The organism is Methylorubrum sp. Q1, assembly GCF_004683995.1.
Lineage (GTDB): Bacteria > Pseudomonadota > Alphaproteobacteria > Rhizobiales > Beijerinckiaceae > Methylobacterium.
In genome coordinates this window covers 53,117-71,622 of record NZ_SRHQ01000022.1, presented here as the reverse complement: position 1 = coordinate 71,622, position 18,506 = coordinate 53,117, and the positions used below count along the sequence as shown (strand labels likewise).

Here is an 18,506-nt window from a genome sequence, read left to right as displayed (position 1 = left end):
CGAAGCGAGAGAACTGTCCTCCGCTCCAGGAAAACAACGCAAAAACAATCCGTTGATTTGCCCCACTCCAAGTCTTTAAATTTCACGACAACAACGCCCCAACAACGCTCCGCAGCCCTTCGAAGATTTGAGGCTTGAGACACTCCTTCAGGAGGTTTCTGGCACCGCTCTTCCATGGCCGCGGCCCTGCCTCGGATCATTCGCGATGCCCGCACGGATCGTTGCCTTCTCCGGCAACACGCACCGCCCCTCCCGCACCCGCACCCTGGTCGAGGCGGTGGCCGCCGAATTGTCGCGCCAACGTCCGATCGACCTGAAGGTCTACGATCTCGTCGATGCCGGCACCGGCATCGCGGTCGCGAGCCGTTCGGCCCTGCCGCTGCCGGCGGCGCGGATCGTGGAGGCGATCGAGACGGCCGACGCGCTGATCATCGGCTCGCCGGTCTACAAGGGCAGCTATGCGGGGCTGTTCAAGCACCTGATCGACTTCGTCGCCCCCGAGGCGCTTGCGGCCAAGCCGGTGGTGCTCACCGCGACCGGCGGCGGGCCGCGCCATGCGCTGGTGGTCGAGCACTCCTTGCGCCCGCTCTTCGGCTTCTTCTCGGCGCAGACCGTGCCGACCGCCGTCTATGCCGGCGACACCGAAATCGCCGAGGGCCGGGTCGCCGACGAGATCGTGCGGGCCCGTGTGGCGCAGGCCGCCGCCGAACTCGCCCGGCTGCTCGACGTCGCGCAGGTCGTCTCGGCACCGCTGGCGACGGCCGCGACGCGCTGAGATGACGATGCTCGACCGTCGCCGCCTCCTTGCGGCCGGCCTCGCCTTGGCCGGCACCGCGCTTCCGCTCCGCCTTGCCCGCGCAAGCGAGCCGGGCGTGCTGCGCATCGGCTACCAGAAGAACGGCATCCTCGCCGTCGCCCGCGAGCAGGCCGCGATCGAGGCCGCGTTGAAGCCGCAGCGCGTGAGCGTGCGCTGGGTCGAGTTCTCGTTCGGGCCGCCGCTGCTGGAGGCCCTGAATCTCGGCGCGATCGATTTCGGCCAGACCGGCGACGCGCCGCCGATCTTCGCCCAGGCCGCGGGTGGGAACCTCGTCTACGCGGCGGCCCAGCCCAACGGCGGCTCGGGCTCGGCGATCCTGCTGCCGAAGGGCTCCCCGATCGCCACGCTCGCCGACCTCAAGGGCAAGCGCGTCGCCTTCGCCAAGGGGTCGAGCGCGCATAACCTCACCGTCGCCGCGCTGGAGAAGGCGGGCTTGTCCTATCGCGACATCACCCCCGTCCTGCTGGCGCCGGCCGATGGCGCGGCCGCCTTTGCCGGCGGCACGATCGACGCCTGGACGGTGTGGGATCCCTACTTCGCCATCGCCGAGGAAGGGCAGGGCGCGCGCATCCTCGTCCAGGCCCCGGACATCACGGCCACCAACAATTTCTTCCTCGCCAACAAGGTTTTCGCCGAGGAGCGGCCCGAGGTGCTGAAGGCGGCCATCGCCGCGCTGGGCACCGTCGCGGTGTGGTGCGAGGGCAATCGTCCCAGCGTCGCGGCGAGCCTGTCGAAGATCACCGGCGTACCGCTGGCTGCCACGCGCCGCGCGGTGGATCGCATCCGCTTCGTCATCGCGCCGATGGATGCGGCGGTGACCGCCGAGCAGCAGCGCATCGCCGACCGCTTCCACGCCATTGGCGTCATCCCCCGCTCCGTGCGCGTGTCCGACATCGTCTGGACGCTGCCGGCACCCCCCAACAAGACCCAGAACAACGGATGAGCCGAACCATGGCCGATTCCGCCGCGATCCGATCGCTTCCCGGCCGCGCGCACCGCGCCGAGGCCGCCGCGCCGCTTCAACGCAAGCCCCTGCGCCTGCCCACGGGCCGGCTGCTGCCCTGGCTGCTGCCGACTCTCGTCCTGGCCGGCTGGCAGGCGGCGGCCTCGTTCGGGCTCGTCTCGACGCGCTTCATGCCCGCGCCGCTCGACGTCGCCGCCGCCGGCTGGCGCCTCGCCCAGACCGGCGAACTCTGGGAGAACCTGTGGGTCAGCTTCGCCCGCGCGGCCGCCGGCTTCCTCGTCGGCGGCGGCATCGGGCTGAGCTTCGGGCTCGCCAACGGCCTGTCGAACCTCTCGGAAAAACTCACCGACACCACGTTGCAGATGGTGCGCAACATTCCGCACCTGTCGCTGATCCCGCTGGTGATCCTGTGGTTCGGCATCGACGAGGGGGCCAAGCTCTTCCTCGTGGCGCTCGGCGTGTTCTTCCCCGTCTACGCCAACACCCTGCACGGCATCCGCTCGGTCGATCCGCAGCTCATCGAGATGGGCCGGGTCTACGGCATGAACCGGCGCGAGCTGTTCTGGCGCGTGGTGCTGCCCGGCGCGCTGCCCTCGATCTTCGTCGGCGTGCGCTACGCGCTCGGCATCATGTGGCTGACGCTGATCGTCGCCGAGACGATCTCGGCCAATTCGGGCCTCGGCTACATGGCGATGCAGGCACGCGAGTTCATGCTGGTCGATGTCGTGGTGCTGGCGATCCTGATCTACGCCGGGCTGGGCAAGATCGCCGACAGCCTGACCCGGACGCTCGAGCGCACCTGCCTCGCCTGGAACCCGGCCTACCGCAACGCCTGATCCTTCTGTCCGCGCGTCATTCTTCCGCGAGTGAGTTCCATGTCCGCTGCCACTGCCCTGCGCGTCGAGGACGCCCCCGCGCGCCCTCGCGACGCCGGCCTTGCCATCACCCTGCGCGGCCTCTCAAAAAGTTTCGACGGGGGCGCCCCGGTCATCCGCGGGCTCGACCTGCACGTGCCCGCCGGGCAGTTCGTCGCCGTGGTCGGCCGCTCCGGCTGCGGCAAGAGCACCCTGCTGCGCCTGATCCTCGGTCTCGAGGAGCCGACCGCCGGCCGCGTCACCGTCAACGGTGGTGACGGAAACGGCGCGACCCAATCCAGGAAAATCATGTTCCAGGAGCCGCGGCTGCTGCCCTGGGCGCGGGTCGCCGACAACGTCGCGGTCGGGCTCGGACGCGAGATCGGCCGTGCCGAGCGGCGCAAGCGGGCGCTCGCCGTCCTCGACGAGGTCGGGCTGGCGGAGAAGGCCGGCAACTGGCCCGCGACGCTGTCAGGCGGCCAGCGCCAGCGGGTGGCGCTCGCCCGCGCCCTGGTGAGCCGCCCGGCGCTGCTCGCCCTGGACGAGCCGCTCGGGGCGCTCGACGCCCTCACCCGCATCGAGATGCAGGCGATGATCGAGCGGATCTGGGAGTCCCAGGGCTTCACCGCGATCCTCGTCACCCACGATGTCGGCGAGGCGGTGGGACTCGCCGACCGCATCCTCGTGGTGGAGGAGGGGGCCATCGCGCTGGATGTCGCCGTGGACGTGCCGCGCCCGCGCCGCCGCGGCGACCCGGCGCTGGCCGAACTCGAAGGCCGCATCCTCGACCGGCTTCTCGGCCACCGCGCCTGACTTTTTTGCGATTTCCGGAGCGTATTCCATGAGCGTACAGACCGACGGCAAGACCGACGTCCTCTGGTTCCTGCCCACCCACGGCGACGGCCGCTATCTCGGCGCCGCGGAAGGCGCCCGCGACGTCTCGCTGCCCTATCTCCGTCAGATCGCCCAGGCGGCGGACGACCTCGGCTATTACGGCGTGCTGCTGCCGACCGGCCGCTCCTGCGAGGATTCCTGGGTCGTCGCCTCGGCGCTCGCCCCGCTGACACAGCGCCTGCGCTTCCTCGTCGCCGTGCGCCCCGGCCTGCAGGAGCCGTCGATGGCCGCGCGCATGGCCGCGACGCTGGACCGGATCTCCGACGGGCGCCTCCTCATCAACGTCGTCACCGGGGGTGATCCGGTGGAGCTGAAGGGCGATGGCGTCTTCCTCGATCACGACGAGCGCTACGTCGTCACCGACGAGTTCCTGCACATCTGGCGCGGGCTGATGGCCGGCGAGACCGTGAACTTCGAGGGCAAGCACCTGCGCTCCGAGAACGGCCGGGTGATCTTCCGTCCCGTCCAGGCGCCCTATCCGCCGCTCTATTTCGGCGGCTCCTCGCCCGCCGGCATCGAGGTCGCGGCCGAGCATTGCGAGGTCTACCTCACCTGGGGCGAGCCCCCGGCCGGCGTCGCGGAAAAGATCGCCAAGGCTCGCGAGGCCGCCGAAAAAAAAGGCAAAACCTTCTCTTACGGCATCCGCCTGCACGTCATCGTGCGCGAGACGGAAAGCGAGGCCTGGGAGGCGGCCGACCGGCTGATCTCGCGGCTCGACGACGCCACCATCGCCCAGGCACAGGCGACCCTGAAGCGCCAGGATTCCGTCGGCCAGAGCCGGATGATGGCGCTGCACGGCGGCGACCGGAACAAGCTCGTGGTCTCACCCAACCTCTGGGCCGGCGTCGGCCTCGTGCGCGGCGGGGCGGGAACGGCTCTGGTCGGCTCGGCCGATCAGGTCGCCGACCGGATGAAGGAGTACATCGATCTCGGCATCGACCGCTTCATTCTCTCCGGCTACCCGCATCTGGAGGAGGCCTACCGCTTCGCCGAACTCGTCTTCCCGAAGCTCCCCCTGCGCGCCACCACCGGCACGGCGCCGAGCACGGCGCGCAACAACGGCCCGTTCGGCGAGGTCATCGCCAACGACATCGTGCCGACCCGCCGCGTCAGCGCCCACTGAGCAGAAAGGTTCGCCGATGCCCGCCCGCGCCGTCACCGCGCCTTCGCTGCTGCCGCGCCTCTGGCTGGCGCTCGCCGCGCTGATCTTCGTCAGCCTCACGCTCGCCGCCCATGCCGACGAGCGGGTGGTGCGGGTCGGCTACCAGAAATACGGCACGCTGGTGCTGCTGAAGGGCCGCGGCAGCCTGGAGCCCAAACTCAAAGCGCTCGGCTACCGGGTGCAATGGTCGGAATTCCCTTCCGGCCCGCCCTTGATGGAAGCGCTGAACGCGGGCGCCGTCGATTTCGGCTCGGCGGGCGAGACCCCGCCGATTTTCGCCCAGGCCGCGAGCGACGTCCTGGCTTACGTCGCCCACGAGCCCGCCGCGCCGAAGGGCGAGGCGATCCTGGTTCCGAAATCCAGTGCCGTGCAATCGGTGGCCGATCTGCGCGGAAAAAAGGTCGCGCTCAACAAGGGCTCGAACGTCCACTACCTGCTGGTGCGGGCCCTCGAGGCGGCGGGTCTGACACTTGCCGACATCACCCCGGTCTACCTCGCACCCGCCGATGCGCGGGCGGCGTTCGAGCGCGGTTCGGTCGATGCCTGGGTGATCTGGGACCCTTACTTCGCGGCAGCCGAAGCCGGCGGCAACGCCCGGGTGCTCGCCGACGGCACCGGCCTCGTGCCGAACCACCAGTTCTATCTCTCCTCCAAGACCTTCGTCGCCGAGAACGGCCCCGCGCTCGACGCCATCGTCGCGGCGATTGCCGAAGTCGATGCCTGGGCGGGAGACAACACCGACGCGGTGGCCAAGGAATTGAGTCCCTCCGTCGGCATCCCGGCGCCGATCCTGAGCATCGCCCTCAAGCGTCAGACCTACGGCATCCGCCCCCTCGACGAGGCGGTGACGAAGGAGCAGCAGCGCATCGCCGACACCTTCCACGGGCTCAAGCTCGTGCCGAAGACGGTCGATATCGCCGGCGCCGTGCGCAAGCCGGGAAGCTGATGTTTTCCCGCAATCGCCTCATCCCTGCCCCCTCCCGATAAGGGAGAGGGGAATGCCGCCGAGAAAACCCGAAAAGCCCCCCATGAACCGCCGGTCCGCCTCCCGTCTCGTCCTCGCCGGTCTCACCTTCGGCCTCGCCCCCGGTCTCACCCCGGCCGCGGCGGAGGAATCCACCCTGCGCATCGGCTATCAGCGCTCCTCGGCGCTGATCTCGCTGCTGCGCGAGGACGCGACCCTGGAAACGGCCCTGAAGCCACTCGGCGTCAGCGTGTCCTGGCACGAATTCACCAGCGGCCTGCCGATCATGGAGGCGCTGAATGTCGGCCGCATCGACGTCTCGGCGGACGTCGCCGACACCGTGCCGGTCTTTGCGCAGGCGGCGAATGCCCGGATCACCTACATCGCGCAGGAAGCGGCCTCGCCCGAGGCGCAGGCAATCCTGGTGGCGGGCGATTCCCCGCTCAAGACGGTAGCCGACCTCAAGGGCCGCAAGGTCGCGGTCACCAAGGGCGCCGGCAGCCACTATCTGCTGCTGGCCGCGCTGAAGGCGGAGGGGCTGCCCTTCAAGAGCATCAATCCGGCCTATCTCACCCCGGCGGACGGGCGTAGCGCGCTGGCGGGCGGCAGCGTCGATGCCTGGGTGGCCTGGGACCCGTTCCTCTCCGCCGCGCAGATCCAGGCGGGTGCGCGCATCCTGCGGGACGGCACCGGGCTCTCGGCCTACAAGCGCTACTACCTCGCCTCCGACGCCTACGCCGAAAAGCGCGCCGACGTGCTGACCCTGCTCGTCGCCAAGCTGCGCGAGGCCGGGGCCTGGGTGAAGGCCGACCCGGATGCGGCCGCCGCGCGGCTGGGCGCCCTGTGGAAGATCGAGCCCGAGATCGTCAAACAGGCCAATGCCCGCCGCTCCTACCGGGTCGAGCCGGTGAACCGCGCGGGGCTGTCCGAGCAGCAGACCATCGCCGACGCCTTCCGCGCCGAGGGGCTGCTGCCCCGCGCCGTGGATGCATCCGCGCTGCCGGTCTGGGAATCGCCGTCACGCTGACCCGAGGGAGTTTCACGCTAAGGGATCGAACACGATGACCCGTCAGGCGAGCCTGCCCCCCATCGCGGTGATCGGCGCGGGGTTCAGCGGCACCATGGCCGCACTCCAGCTTCTCGAGACCCTGCCGCCGGAGCAGCCGGTGCTGCTGTGCGAGCGCGGGGGCAGCTTCGCGCGCGGGCTCGCTTACGGCACCGGCAACCCGGCCCACCTCCTCAACGTGCGCGCCGCCAACATGAGCGCCTTTCCCGACCGGCCGGGCCATTTCGAAGAGTGGCTCTCCGGCGCCGATCTCGGCGAGGGCGTCGTGACGACGTCGGCCGGCACCTTCGTGGCGCGGGGCCATTACGGCAGCTATCTCACCGACCTGCTGACCGCGGCCGTCACCGGGCCGGGGGTGCCGCGCCTGCGCCTCGTCAACGACGCGGTGGTCGATCTGGAGCCGCGGGCCGGCGGCTTCCTGCTGCGCACCGAGGGTGGGCAGACCCACCGGGTCGCCGGCGCCGTGCTCGCCATGGGCAATCTGGCCTCGGCGGCCCCCAAGAGCCGGCATAGCCTCGACCCCTGGGCCCCGGACAGCTTCGGCCGCCTGCACCCGCACGCGCCGGTCCTCATCGTCGGAACCGGCCTCACCATGCTCGACGCGGTGGCGAGCCTGCGGGCGCAGGGCTTTACCGGGGCGATCCTCGCCCTGTCGCGCCGCGGCCTGCTGCCGAACGCCCACGCCCCTGCCGACCTCTGGCCCATGCCGGACCTGAGGCCGGCCGACTTCGCCTCCCTGAGGCGGCTCCTCGCCCGCATCCGCTCAGACGTCGCGCGGGCCGCGGAACGGGGCGTCGGGTGGCACGGCGTCATCGACGCCCTGCGTCCGCTCACCGATACGATCTGGCGCAGCCTGCCGCCGCGGGAGCAGGCCCGGTTCCAGCGCCACCTGCGCCCGTTCTGGGATGTGCACCGCCACCGCACCGCCCCACCCGCCGCGCAGACCATCGCCGACGAGATCGCCCGCGGCGCCCTCACGGTGCGGGCCGGGCGCCTGATCGTGATCGAGGACGAGGCCGCGCAGGCGGTGGTGACGCTGCGCCTGCGCGGGGCCGAGCGCCCGGAGCGCCTCGCCGTCCAGGCGATGATCGATGCCACCGGCTTCGGCCATCTCCCGCAGAGCCGCGACCCGCTGCTGCGGCGGCTGCTCGATCGGGGCCTCGTGCTTCCCGGCCCGTTCGGACTCGGTCTCGATGCGGGCGTGGATTACCGGGCGGTCCGCGACGCGGCCGGGGAGGGCGGGGGACCGCTCTGGATCCTCGGGCCGCTCCTGCGCGGCGTCCTGTGGGAATGCACCGCGGTGCCCGACATCCGCAACGAGGCGGCGGAACTGGCCGGCCTCGTGGCCGCCGCCCTCGACCACGCCGCCGCGGCGTAGCGCAGCCTCGTTCAAGTCGTCCAACGAAACGTCCCGAAGCGGCGGAGAGCCTTGCCTCTCCACCGCCTCACGCATTCGTGAGGGACGGCGCGTTGCCTGTCCAATCGCCCGGCATCCCCCGCTCTCGCCGCAAACCGTTGATCAACTTGAGGTTTCATGGCGGCGGACGCCACCTTTCGCGCGCCGGCTCACAATTCGGAATCGTTCTAAAGAGCTTGCTCAAAGTTTGGACCTGTTCTAATCAAGGGTGGTGACGGCGGGACGTGCGGGGGCCGAACGCCCCCCACGACGGACCCGCCAACGAGCAACGATCGAACGAAAACCGGAGAGAGATCATGGCCACCTCGAGCAACGCCGCCTGCCAGAGCTGCCGCTTCTTCGACGACCACAAGACCAACGGTGCCCAGGCCGCGGGCGACCAGGGCCTGTGCCGTTTCAACCCGCCGGTGAGCCAGCCCGACCCGCAGAGCCAGGGCCTGTGGCCGGTCGTCGCCTCCAAGGATTGGTGCGGCCACTTCACCGCCGACCTCGCCCCGGCCGAGTAAGTCGCGCCTCGCCCGAAGTAATCCGAAAAGGGCCGGTGCCACAGGCACCGGCCCTTTTCGCATGGGGCGTGCGACGACCGGCAAATTGCGTCGGAACCGCCCCGCGGCGGTCATGATCCGGTCACCTTCCGATTCGATGGCTGCGGCGAAGGGGCAACGGTCCGTGCGCGGGCCGCCCCATCGTCAGGATGAACGGTGCGGCCCGGACTCGCCGCCGCGCCCGAGTGGGGATGTTTGCATGATCTTCGGACCGATCGGTGCGCGTGCGCCTTTCCTCCGCACCGGCCGCGTCGCGGCCCTCGCCGCCGGCCTCGCCGCCCTGGGCGGTCTGTCGGTGGCTCCCGCCTCGGCCGCGGCGCCCCAGCATGACCCGAGCGGCACCTGGCTGACGCAGGACGGCAAGGCGCGCATCCGCGTCGAGAAGTGCGGCCCGCAGGAGAAGAACCTGTGCGGCTATGCGGTGTGGCTGAAGACGCCGCTCAACGACGAGGGCAAGCCGCGGGTCGATTTCCGCAACCCCGATGCGAAGAAGCGCACCCGCGCCGCGCTCGGGCATCAGCTCATCCTCGGCCTCAAGCTGAACGAGGATGCCCATTACGAGGGCAAGATCTACAACGCCGAGGACGGCAAGTTCTACGACGTCACGGTCTGGTCGGACGAGCCGGAGGAACTGACGGTCAAGGGCTGCCTGATCGCCTTCCTGTGCCAGTCGCAGACCTGGAAGAAGGTCACCGACACCCAGCCCGGCCAGCTCACCGGCCCGACCAACGGCCCGAACGGGCCCCGCGCCGACGCCGAATGGACCCCCAAACCCGCCCCCGGCACGGCCGCCAGCGCGCCCGCCGCCACCGGCAGCGCAGGCCCCGCGACGAAGCCGGCGCCGAAGCCCGCCGCCCCCAAGACTCCGGCGGCGCCGGCCCCCGCGCAGTAAACGGCTGCACGAACGGGTCACACGACCGCTGCGGCAGGCATGCCGGACGAGGCGAAAGCCCCATCCGGCATGCCTTGTGATGACGGATCGCTTTCGGCCCCCGGCGAAAGCAGCTCAGGTCGTCGGGGTTGCCACCCGCTGGCGCAAACCCGCGATCACCGCCTTCAGCATCTCGGCGCTCGCCTCGTCGGTGAAGCCGCCGGGCGCGCGCGCGGCGTAGATCCGCTCATGCACGAAGGCGAGCTTGGCGATCACCGACGGCGTCAGCGTGAACGGATAGAGCGGCGGCTGCCCCATGGAGCGGCTGAGCGAGTTCACGGCGTAGGTGAGCGGGATCCACGCCTCGACCACCCGCTCGAAGTCCGGCGTCTCGTAGGGATCGAAATCGATGCAGGTGGCCGGTGCCGCCGGCTCCGCCTTGGCCCGCAGCTTCGGCTTCAGGCGGATTTCGAAAGCGCTGGCGGTCTCCAGCGTGTCGATGATGTGCAGGTAGTGGGCGAAGGTCTCGGCGAAATCCTCCCACGGATGGGCGGTCGCGTAGGACGAGACGAACGACTCCTCCCAGTGCGGCGGCGGCCCCTCGGCGTGATGGCGCTGGAGCGCGGCTCCGTAATCGGCGCTCTCGTCGCCGAACAGAGCGCGGAAGGTCGGCAGGCTCGCGTCGAAGCGCACCAGCAGGTTCCAGAAGTAATGCCCGATCTCGTGGCGAAAGTGGCCGAGCAGGGTGCGGTAATACTCGCCGAACAGCTTGCGGCGACGCTCCCGCTCGACGTCGTCGGCCTCGGCAATGGATAGGGTGATGAGCCCATCGAGATGGCCGGTCATCACCGGCGGTCCGGCGGATTCGGCGAGGAAATCGAAGGCGAGCCCGTCGGAATATTGCTCCCGCGTCACCAGCGGGAGGTCGAGGCGCAGGAGCGAGTAGAACAGCCGGTGCTTGGCCGCCTCGATCCGGCGCCAGCGGTCGAGATTGGTCCCGACGCCCAGGTCCGGCACCATCCGGTTGTGGCGGCAGGCGACGCAGAAGGCCTCATCGGATTCCGCCGGCACCATCCAGTTGCAGGCGTCATGGGCCGCATTGGCGCAGAGGCGGTACTTGCGACCGGGATGGGCGTAGGCGCGGAACAGCGGCCCGCGCTGATCCTCTCCGCTGGGCTCCAGCGCCGAGATTTCGTGCCGGTCGCAGACATAGCCGAGCCGCCGCTGGCAGCTCTCGCAGGCGGTGCTCTCGAACGACAGCGGCTGGTCGCAGGCTTGGCACTGGAAGATTTTCATGGGAGGCCCCCGCTCCGGCCGTCGCGGGGTTCTTACAAGAACCGGGCCGCACCGTCGCTCCCGCGGCCTCCGCCCTAACCAAGGGTGTGAGCCGGACGAAGTTCCATGCCGGCCGGCGGCCACTGCACGGTTCTTGCTATTCCGATTGCTCCTTCCGGCCGCCTGAACTGTAGTAAGGCATGCAACCGGCGGCCGAGCGCACCGCCCCGTCCAAGACAATCGCAGAAGCCTTCGGAGCCTCCGTGTCGATCCAAGCCGCCCTGCACCACGTCACGCATTACCGCTACGACCGGCCGATCGCGCTGGGGCCGCAGACGATCCGGCTCCGCCCGGCGCCGCATGCGCGAACCCGTGTGCCGGCCTACGCGCTGAAGGTGACGCCGGAGAACCACTTCATCAACTGGCAGCAGGATCCGGCCGGCAACTGGCTCGCCCGGCTGGTCTTCCCGGAAAAGACCACGGAACTGCGCATCGAGGTCGATCTCACCGCCGACCTCGCGGTCATCAACCCGTTTGACTTCTTCGTCGAGCCCTACGCCGAGCGCCATCCCTTCGAGTACGAAGCGGATCTGAAGGTCGCGCTCGCGCCCTACCTCGTTCTCGACGACGCGCACGGGCCGGAGATCGACGCCTTCCTCACGCGCATTCCCGAGGAGACCCACACGGTCACCTTCCTCGTGGCGCTCAACGCGCTGCTGCGGGCGGAGGTGAATTACGGCGTGCGCATGGAACCCGGCGTGCAGACGCCGGCCGAGACGCTGAATCTTCAGAGCGGCTCGTGCCGCGATTCCGCGTGGCTGCTGGTGCAGGTGCTGCGCCGGCTGGGCTTCGCTGCCCGCTTCGTCTCGGGCTACCTGATCCAGCTCGTCCCAGACACCACCGCCGTGGACGGCCCGGCCGGCACCAAGACCGACTTCACCGACCTGCATGCCTGGGCCGAGGTCTACCTGCCCGGTGCCGGCTGGATCGGCTTCGACGCGACCTCGGGCCTGCTCACGGGCGAGGGGCACATCCCGCTCGTGGCCACCGCGCATTACAATGCCGCCGCGCCGATCTCCGGGCTCGCCGAGCCGGCCAAGGTCGAGTTCGCCTACGAGATGACGGTCAGCCGCGTCGCCGAGGCGCCGCGCATCACCAAGCCGTTCTCGGACGAGGTCTGGACCTCGATGGACGCCCTCGGCGAGCGCATCGACGCGGATCTGGCCGAGCAGGACGTGCGCCTGACCATGGGCGGCGAGCCGACCTTCGTCTCGGTGGACGACTTCGAATCCCCCGAATGGAACGTCGCCGCCGTCGGGCCGACCAAGCGGGGCTTGGCCGACCAGCTGATCCGCCGCCTGCGGAACCGCTTCGCACCCGGCGGCATGCTCCATTACGGCCAGGGCAAGTGGTATCCCGGCGAGAGCCTGCCGCGCTGGGCCTTCGCCCTCTACTGGCGCAAGGACGGCGTGCCGATCTGGAAAAACGCCGAGCTGATCGCCGTCGAGGACGGCCCGAAGACCGCCGCCATCACGGATGCCGAGCGGCTGATCGGCACGCTCGCCGAGCGGCTCGAACTCGCCCGCTTCGTCTTCCCGGCCTACGAGGACGCCGTCCATTGGCGGACCCGCGAGAGCGAGCTGCCGGTCAACGTCACGACCGCGGAACCGCAAACCGGCAGCCTGGAGACCGATGCCCGGTTCAGGCGTGTGTTCGGGCGCGGCCTCGACGCGCCCGTCGGCTACGTGCTGCCGCTGGCCAACCTCGCGGCGGGGGAGGGCCGTGCCTGGATCTCGGAGACCTGGAAGTTCCGCCGCGGCGGCGCCTACCTGAACCCCGGCGACTCGCCGCTGGGCTTCCGCCTGCCGCTCGGCTCGCTTCCCCACGTTCCGCCGGATTCCTACCCCTATTACCACCCGCAGGACCCGCTCGAGGCGCGCGGCGACCTGCCCGTCGAACCGGGTGGTCCCCGGGACGCCCCCCTGCCGAAGGGCGCGGACCGGGCCAACGGCGCCGGCATCGAGGGCGTGGCCGTGCGCACCGCTTTGTCGGTCGAGCCCCGCGACGGCGTGCTCTGCGTGTTCATGCCGCCCCTGGAGCGGGCCGACGACTACATCGACCTCGTCGGACATCTCGAACGCGCCGCCGAGACCATCGGCCAGCCGATCCACATCGAGGGCTACGAGCCGCCCTACGATCCGCGTCTCTCGGTCATCAAGGTCACGCCCGATCCCGGCGTGATCGAGGTCAACGTCCACCCCGCCGCCTCATGGCGCGAGGCGGTCGGCATCACCCGCGGGCTCTACGAGGAGGCCCGGCAGACGCGCCTGGGCGCCGAGAAGTTCATGATCGACGGGCGCCACACCGGCACCGGCGGAGGCAACCACGTCGTGCTCGGCGGCGCGACCCCGTCCGACTCGCCGTTCCTGCGCCGGCCGGACCTCTTGAAGAGCCTCGTGCTGTTCTGGCAGCGGCATCCGTGCCTGTCCTACCTGTTCGCCGGGCTCTATGTCGGCCCGACGAGCCAGGCGCCGCGCATGGACGAGGCGCGCCATGACGGGCTCTACGAATTGGAGATCGCGCTGGCGCAGGTGCCGGAGCCGGATGGGGCCAACATCCCGCACTGGCTGGTGGACCGGCTGTTCCGCAACATCCTCGCCGACGTCACCGGCAACACCCATCGCGCCGAGATCTGCATCGACAAGCTGTTCTCGCCGGACGGCGCCACGGGCCGGCTCGGCCTGCTCGAATTCCGCTCCTTCGAGATGCCGCCGGACGCGCGCATGAGCCTCGCGCAGCAGGTGCTGTTGCGGGCCATCGTGGCGTGGCTCTGGCGCGAGCCGCAGACCGGCGGCTGTGTCCGCTGGGGCACGGCCCTGCACGATCGCTTCATGCTACCGCATTTCCTCTGGGCGGACTTCCTCTCCGTGCTGGAAGACCTGCGCGGCGGCGGCTACGACTTCGACCCTCAGGCCTTCGCAGCTCAACGCGAGTTCCGCTTCCCCGTCTTCGGCCGGGTGGAGCAGGGCGGCGTCGGCCTCGAACTGCGCCAAGCGCTGGAGCCGTGGCACGTGCTGGGCGAAGAGGGGGCCGCCGGGGGAACCGTGCGCTTCGTGGACGCATCCGTCGAACGACTCCAAGTGAAGGTCGAGGGCTTCGTCCCCGGCCGGCACGTCATCGCCTGCAATGGCCGGCGCCTGCCGATGACGCCGACCGGCGCCAGCGGCGAGGCGGTCGCGGGCCTGCGCTTCAAGGCGTGGCAGCCGGCCTCCTCGATGCACCCGACGATCCCGCCGCACGGGCCGCTGACCTTCGACATCTTCGATGCCTGGAGCGGCCGTTCGATCGGCGGCTGCCGCTACCATGTCAGCCATCCGGGCGGGCGCAACTACGACAGCTTCCCCATCAACGCCTACGAGGCGGAAGGCCGCCGCCTCGCCCGGTTCGAGGCCATGGGCCACACCCCCGGCCGCCTCGCGGTACCGGCCGAGGAGCGCACGGGCGATTTCCCCCTGACCCTCGACCTGCGCACACCCGCACCCCGATGAGCGCATCGGCCGCCCTCGCGGACGGGCCACCGCCCGACGCCTCCGCCTGGGCGGCCGACGACCCGGCTGCACGCATGCGCCGCTGGACGGAGGGCTACGTGCCCCGCCCCGGCCTCGCCGACGAGCTGGTCGATGCAGGGGGCAACCTGCGCGGCGGCTGGCCGCGCTTTCTGGAGCGCCTCGCCCGGCTCGACGACCGCGAGGTCGCCGCCCGCTTCCTCTCCGCCGAGCGGCATATCCGCGACGCGGGCATCTCCTACCGGGTCTACGGCGACGGGCGCGAGCATCCCTGGCCGCTGGGCTCGCTGCCGCTCGTCATCGACGCCGCCGACTGGGCGGAGCTGTCGGCCGGGATCGTCCAGCGCGCCGGTCTGATGGAGCGCATCGTCGCCGACATCTACGGCGCGGGCCGGCTCGTCGCGGACGGGTTTCTGCCCGCGAGCGTGGTCGCGGGGCATCCCGAGTATCTCCGGCCTGTCCACGGCATCGCTCCGCCCGGCGGGCGCTGGCTGCCGATCTACGCCGCCGATGTCGGCCGCGGCCCCGACGGGCGCTGGCAGGTTCTGGCCGACCGCACCCAGGCACCCTCGGGCCTCGGCTACGCGCTGGAGAACCGGATGGTGCTCGCCCGCGCCTTCCCGGACCTGTTCGCCGACCTCCATGTCGAGCGCCTGCCCGGCTTCTTCCAGGCGTTCCGCGCCGGATTGGCCGCCGCCTGCGCCCGCAGCGACCCGCGCATCTGCCTTCTCACCTCGGGGCCCTACAGCAGCACCTATGTCGAGCAGGCCGCGCTCGCGCGCTATCTCGGCTTCCTGCTGGTGGAGGGCGACGACCTCGTGGTGCGCGACGGGCTCCTGCATGTCCGCACCATCGCCGGGCTGAAGCGCACCGATGCGGTCTGGCGCCGGATCGATGCCGACTATCTCGACCCGATGGAGCTGCGCTCGGATTCGCGCCTCGGCGTGCCCGGCATCCTCCAGGTGCTGCGCCGCGGTGGCGCCGTGGTCGGCAACATGCCGGGCTCCGGCGTGCTCGAATCAGCCGCGCTCGCGCCCTACCTGCCGGCCATCGCCCGGCGGCTCACCGGCGAGGAATTGCAGCTGACGGGGCCCCGCACGTGGTGGTGCGGCGATCCGGACGGCCTCGACCACGCGCTGGCTAACCTCGACCGCCTGACGCTCCGCCCCGCCGCCACCCCGGTGCGCGGCCCGGAGCGCGACGCGATGCTGGCCGGCCCCGCGCTCGACGCCGCCCGTGCCCGCGCCGTCGCGGCCCTCCGCGAGCGGCCGTTCGACTGGGTGGCGCAGGAACCCGCGCCGCTCTCGACCATGCCCGCGTGGCAGGACGGGCGGCTCGTCGCGCGCCCCTTCGTCATGCGCGTCTTCGCCGCCGCCACGCCCGACGGATGGCGCGTGCTGCCGAGCGCCTTCTGCCGCGTCGCCGAGCACGAGGGCGCCGACCCGAGCGAGATGCGCGCCGGCATCCGCTCCGCCGACGTCTGGGTTCTGTCCGACACGCCTGTCGATACGCCGACCCTGGTGCACACGAGCGCGCCCCGCATCCGCCGCATCGCCGGCCACCTGCCGTCGCGGGCGGCCGACAACCTGTTCTGGTTCGGGCGCTACCTCGAGCGGGCGGAAGCGGTGATCCGCCTCGTCCAGGCCCATCTCGGCGTGTTCAGCGAGGCGATCGCCGCCGACGCCTCGGGCGAAGAGGGTGCGCCGACGGCGCTCGCCATCCGCGCGCTGCTCAAGGATTGGGGCGCGGTGACCGCGGTCGATCTGCCGCCCGCGGCCGTGGCCGGGGAGGCGCTCTCCGGCAAGACGCTTCCCGGCAAGACGCTCCACGGCTCGGGCCTCGCCCATGTGCTGGAGGCCCGGCGCATCGCCGCCTCCCTGCGCGAGCGGCTGCCGGCCGAATCCTGGCGGGCTCTGGCCGACCTGCGCGACACCCTGGCCTATACGGAAGCCTGGGCGCCGACCGAGGCGCAGCTCTTCGGCAAGGCCGAGCGGGCGCTCGGCCATCTCGCCGCGCTCACCGGTCTGATCCACGAAAATATGGGCCACGCCGCCGGCTGGCGCTTCGCCGATATGGGCCGGCGCATCGAGCGGGCGATCAACACCTGCGGCTTCGCGCTCCGCTTCTGCGGCGAGGAGGCCGGCGCCGAGGATCTCGGCGTGATGCTCTCGCTCGCCGATTCGCAGATCGCCTACGGTGCCCGCTACCTCGTCGGCGTGAGCCGCGATGCGGTGTGCGACATGGCGGTGCTCGACCCCCACAATCCCCGATCCGTCGCCTACCAGCTCCAGGCGATGGTAGCCCATCTCGAAGCCCTGCCGGCGCTCGCCGCCGACGGACTGCCCGAGCCGCACCGCCGCCGGGCGCTGGCGCTGGCCAGCACGCTCCAGACGGCGGAGGCCGCCGCGTTCGACGCCGAGGCCCTGGAGCGGTTCGAGACGGATCTGGAGGGCCTGGCCGACGGGATCGCCGGCCGCTACTTCCCCAACGGTCCCGATGCCCTGCGGCCCGAGAAGCTCACGGGTCTCGCTTGATCTACAGCCTGCGTCACCTGACGACCTACCGCTATGCCCGGGCGGTCCGCTTCGCGCGCTGCAACCTGCGCCTTCGCCCCCGCGACGGCGAGGGGCAGCGGGTGCTGGAGAGCGCGCTTCACGTCACGCCCACGCCGAGCAGCCGTCTCGAGCGGCGCGACTTCTTCGGCCTCGACACGCTGACCCTGACCCTCGACGAGCCCCACCGCGAATTCACCGTCGAGGCGGTCTCACGGGTCGCCGTGGAGCGGCCGGCCCCGCCGCCGCCCGAGTCGGGCGCGGCCTGGGAGGTCGTGCGCGCGGCCGCCTTGGCGCTGCCCTCGCTGGGGCCGGACGGGCCGGCGCATTTCCAGTTCCGCAGCCAGCGGGTGCCGCTCGAACCGGCGGTGACGGACTATGCCCGCGCCAGCTTCCCGCCGGGGCGCAGCGCCTATGGCGGTGCGGTCGAGCTGATGCAGCGCATCCGCGACGACTTCCGTTTCGACGCCAAGGCGACCACCGTCTCGACGCCGCTGGCGGAAGCCTTCGCCCTGAGGGCGGGCGTCTGCCAGGATTTCACCCACGTCATGATCGCCGGCCTGCGCGGGCTCGGCCTGCCGGCGGCCTATGTCAGCGGCTACCTGCGCACCCGGCCGCCGGCCGGGCGTCCGCGCCTGCGCGGGGCGGATGCCAGCCACGCCTGGGTCGCCCTCTGGTGCGGGCCCGAGACGGGCGCGGGGGAGGGTGGCTGGATCGGCCTCGACCCGACCAATGCCTGCGTCGTGCGCGACGACCACATCGTCGTGGCGCGCGGACGCGATTACGCCGACGTCGCCCCCATCGATGGCATGGTCGCCTCCGCCGGGGAGCAGAAGCTCACCGTCGAGGTCGACGTCATCCCCGAGGACGAGACGGCCTGAGGGCCGCGCGATCAGGCGGCGACCCTGGCGTCCCATCCCGCCATCGTCAGACGGGCGATCGCCTCCAGCTCGGCCCGGCTCGCGCCGTCGCGGGCCTGGAGCGACAGGCCACCCTGCACCGTCATGACGAAGCGGGCGAGGGCGGGGATATCGACCGGGGCACCGAATTCGCCCTCCGCCGCCGCACGGCTCAGCCGCGCCACGACGCGCTCGAATCCGAGGGCACGCGCCGCCCGCACGCTGGCGCCGAGATCCGCATGGCCCTCGCCGCCGACGGCCGAGAGCATCACCATGCAGCCGCGCGGCCCCTCGGGCGCGCAGACCTGCGTCAGGGCGGCCGCGGTGTCCATCAGCAGGGCCTCGACGGCCCCGCGCGCGGTCGGGGCGGCAGCGAAGTTGTCCCAGACATGCGCCTCGTATCGCTCCCGGTAGTGGCGCAGGGCCTCCGTGTAGAGACCCTCCTTCGAGCCGAACGCCGCGTAGAGGCTCGGCGAGCCGATCCCCATCGCCGCAGTCAGCTCGGAGATGGCCGTGGCTGCAAAACCCTTGCGCCAGAACACGTGCATGGCCTGGGTCAGGGCCGCTTCACGGTCGAAGGCCCGCGGCCGGCCGCGACCGCGGCGCGGCGGCGCGTCACCAGGAGCAGGGACCGGTTCAGAATTCTGCATCGTTCATTCT

General features: G+C 71.1%; 15 protein-coding genes. 13 read left to right on the top strand and 2 right to left on the bottom strand.

The genetic code is table 11. From position 1 onward, the window contains the following. The first annotated feature begins 205 nt into the window (after positions 1–205). The 10 genes from msuE to E4V01_RS19485 all read left to right on the top strand — a co-directional run bounded on the left by msuE (position 206) and on the right by E4V01_RS19485 (position 9,575). Positions 206–775 (top strand): FMN reductase, encoded by a 570-nt coding sequence (gene msuE, locus E4V01_RS19530; RefSeq protein WP_060770747.1) that lies wholly within the window; start codon positions 206–208, stop codon positions 773–775. A 1-nt stretch (position 776) separates the two neighbouring features. After that, positions 777–1,760, top strand: a complete 984-nt coding sequence (locus E4V01_RS19525) for an aliphatic sulfonate ABC transporter substrate-binding protein (protein WP_135299473.1) — start codon at positions 777–779, stop codon at positions 1,758–1,760. An 8-nt stretch (positions 1,761–1,768) separates the two neighbouring features. Then, positions 1,769–2,617 (top strand): ABC transporter permease subunit, encoded by an 849-nt coding sequence (locus E4V01_RS19520; RefSeq protein ID WP_135299472.1) that lies wholly within the window; start codon positions 1,769–1,771, stop codon positions 2,615–2,617. A gap of 39 nt (positions 2,618–2,656) precedes the next feature. Next, positions 2,657–3,448, top strand: coding sequence for an ABC transporter ATP-binding protein (locus tag E4V01_RS19515; protein ID WP_135299471.1), 792 nt, complete (start codon positions 2,657–2,659; stop codon positions 3,446–3,448). A 28-nt stretch (positions 3,449–3,476) separates the two neighbouring features. Beyond that, entirely contained in the window at positions 3,477–4,652 is a 1,176-nt protein-coding gene (ssuD, locus tag E4V01_RS19510; RefSeq protein ID WP_060772325.1) for an FMNH2-dependent alkanesulfonate monooxygenase, read from the top strand. A 16-nt stretch (positions 4,653–4,668) separates the two neighbouring features. Next, positions 4,669–5,637, top strand: a complete 969-nt coding sequence (locus E4V01_RS19505) for a sulfonate ABC transporter substrate-binding protein (protein WP_135299470.1) — start codon at positions 4,669–4,671, stop codon at positions 5,635–5,637. Between the two features lie 82 nt (positions 5,638–5,719). After that, a complete protein-coding gene (locus E4V01_RS19500; RefSeq protein ID WP_135299469.1) occupies positions 5,720–6,682 on the top strand; it encodes an aliphatic sulfonate ABC transporter substrate-binding protein in 963 nt (320 codons plus the stop codon). Positions 6,683–6,716: 34 nt separating this feature from the next. After that, entirely contained in the window at positions 6,717–8,099 is a 1,383-nt protein-coding gene (locus E4V01_RS19495; RefSeq protein WP_135299468.1) for an FAD/NAD(P)-binding protein, read from the top strand. Positions 8,100–8,434: 335 nt separating this feature from the next. After that, positions 8,435–8,644 carry a hypothetical protein gene (locus E4V01_RS19490; RefSeq protein WP_003606058.1) on the top strand — a complete coding sequence of 70 codons (210 nt, stop codon included), beginning with the start codon at positions 8,435–8,437 and terminating at the stop codon, positions 8,642–8,644. A gap of 238 nt (positions 8,645–8,882) precedes the next feature. Then, complete coding sequence (locus E4V01_RS19485) at positions 8,883–9,575, top strand: DUF2147 domain-containing protein (protein ID WP_135299467.1); 693 nt, start codon at positions 8,883–8,885, stop codon at positions 9,573–9,575. A 114-nt stretch (positions 9,576–9,689) separates the two neighbouring features. Here E4V01_RS19485 and E4V01_RS19480 read toward each other — a convergent pair whose 3' ends face one another. Further along, a complete protein-coding gene (locus tag E4V01_RS19480) occupies positions 9,690–10,850 on the bottom strand; it encodes a putative zinc-binding metallopeptidase (protein WP_060770755.1) in 1,161 nt (386 codons plus the stop codon). A 179-nt stretch (positions 10,851–11,029) separates the two neighbouring features. Here E4V01_RS19480 and E4V01_RS19475 point away from each other — a divergent pair, with 179 nt between their 5' ends. From E4V01_RS19475 to E4V01_RS19465, 3 genes are read left to right on the top strand one after another with little or no spacing between them, the layout of a single operon-like run. Then, complete coding sequence (locus E4V01_RS19475; RefSeq protein WP_135299466.1) at positions 11,030–14,377, top strand: DUF2126 domain-containing protein; 3,348 nt, start codon at positions 11,030–11,032, stop codon at positions 14,375–14,377. Beyond that, a complete protein-coding gene (locus E4V01_RS19470) occupies positions 14,374–16,929 on the top strand; it encodes a circularly permuted type 2 ATP-grasp protein (RefSeq protein WP_135299465.1) in 2,556 nt (851 codons plus the stop codon). Before E4V01_RS19475 ends, E4V01_RS19470 begins: the two co-directional genes overlap by 4 nt. Then, positions 16,926–17,828, top strand: coding sequence for a transglutaminase family protein (locus E4V01_RS19465; RefSeq protein ID WP_135299464.1), 903 nt, complete (start codon positions 16,926–16,928; stop codon positions 17,826–17,828). Before E4V01_RS19470 ends, E4V01_RS19465 begins: the two co-directional genes overlap by 4 nt. A gap of 11 nt (positions 17,829–17,839) precedes the next feature. Here the strand turns inward: E4V01_RS19465 and E4V01_RS19460 are convergent, their stop codons facing one another. Next, a complete protein-coding gene (locus E4V01_RS19460) occupies positions 17,840–18,496 on the bottom strand; it encodes a TetR/AcrR family transcriptional regulator (protein ID WP_193763239.1) in 657 nt (218 codons plus the stop codon). Between the last annotated feature and the right edge of the window lie 10 nt (positions 18,497–18,506).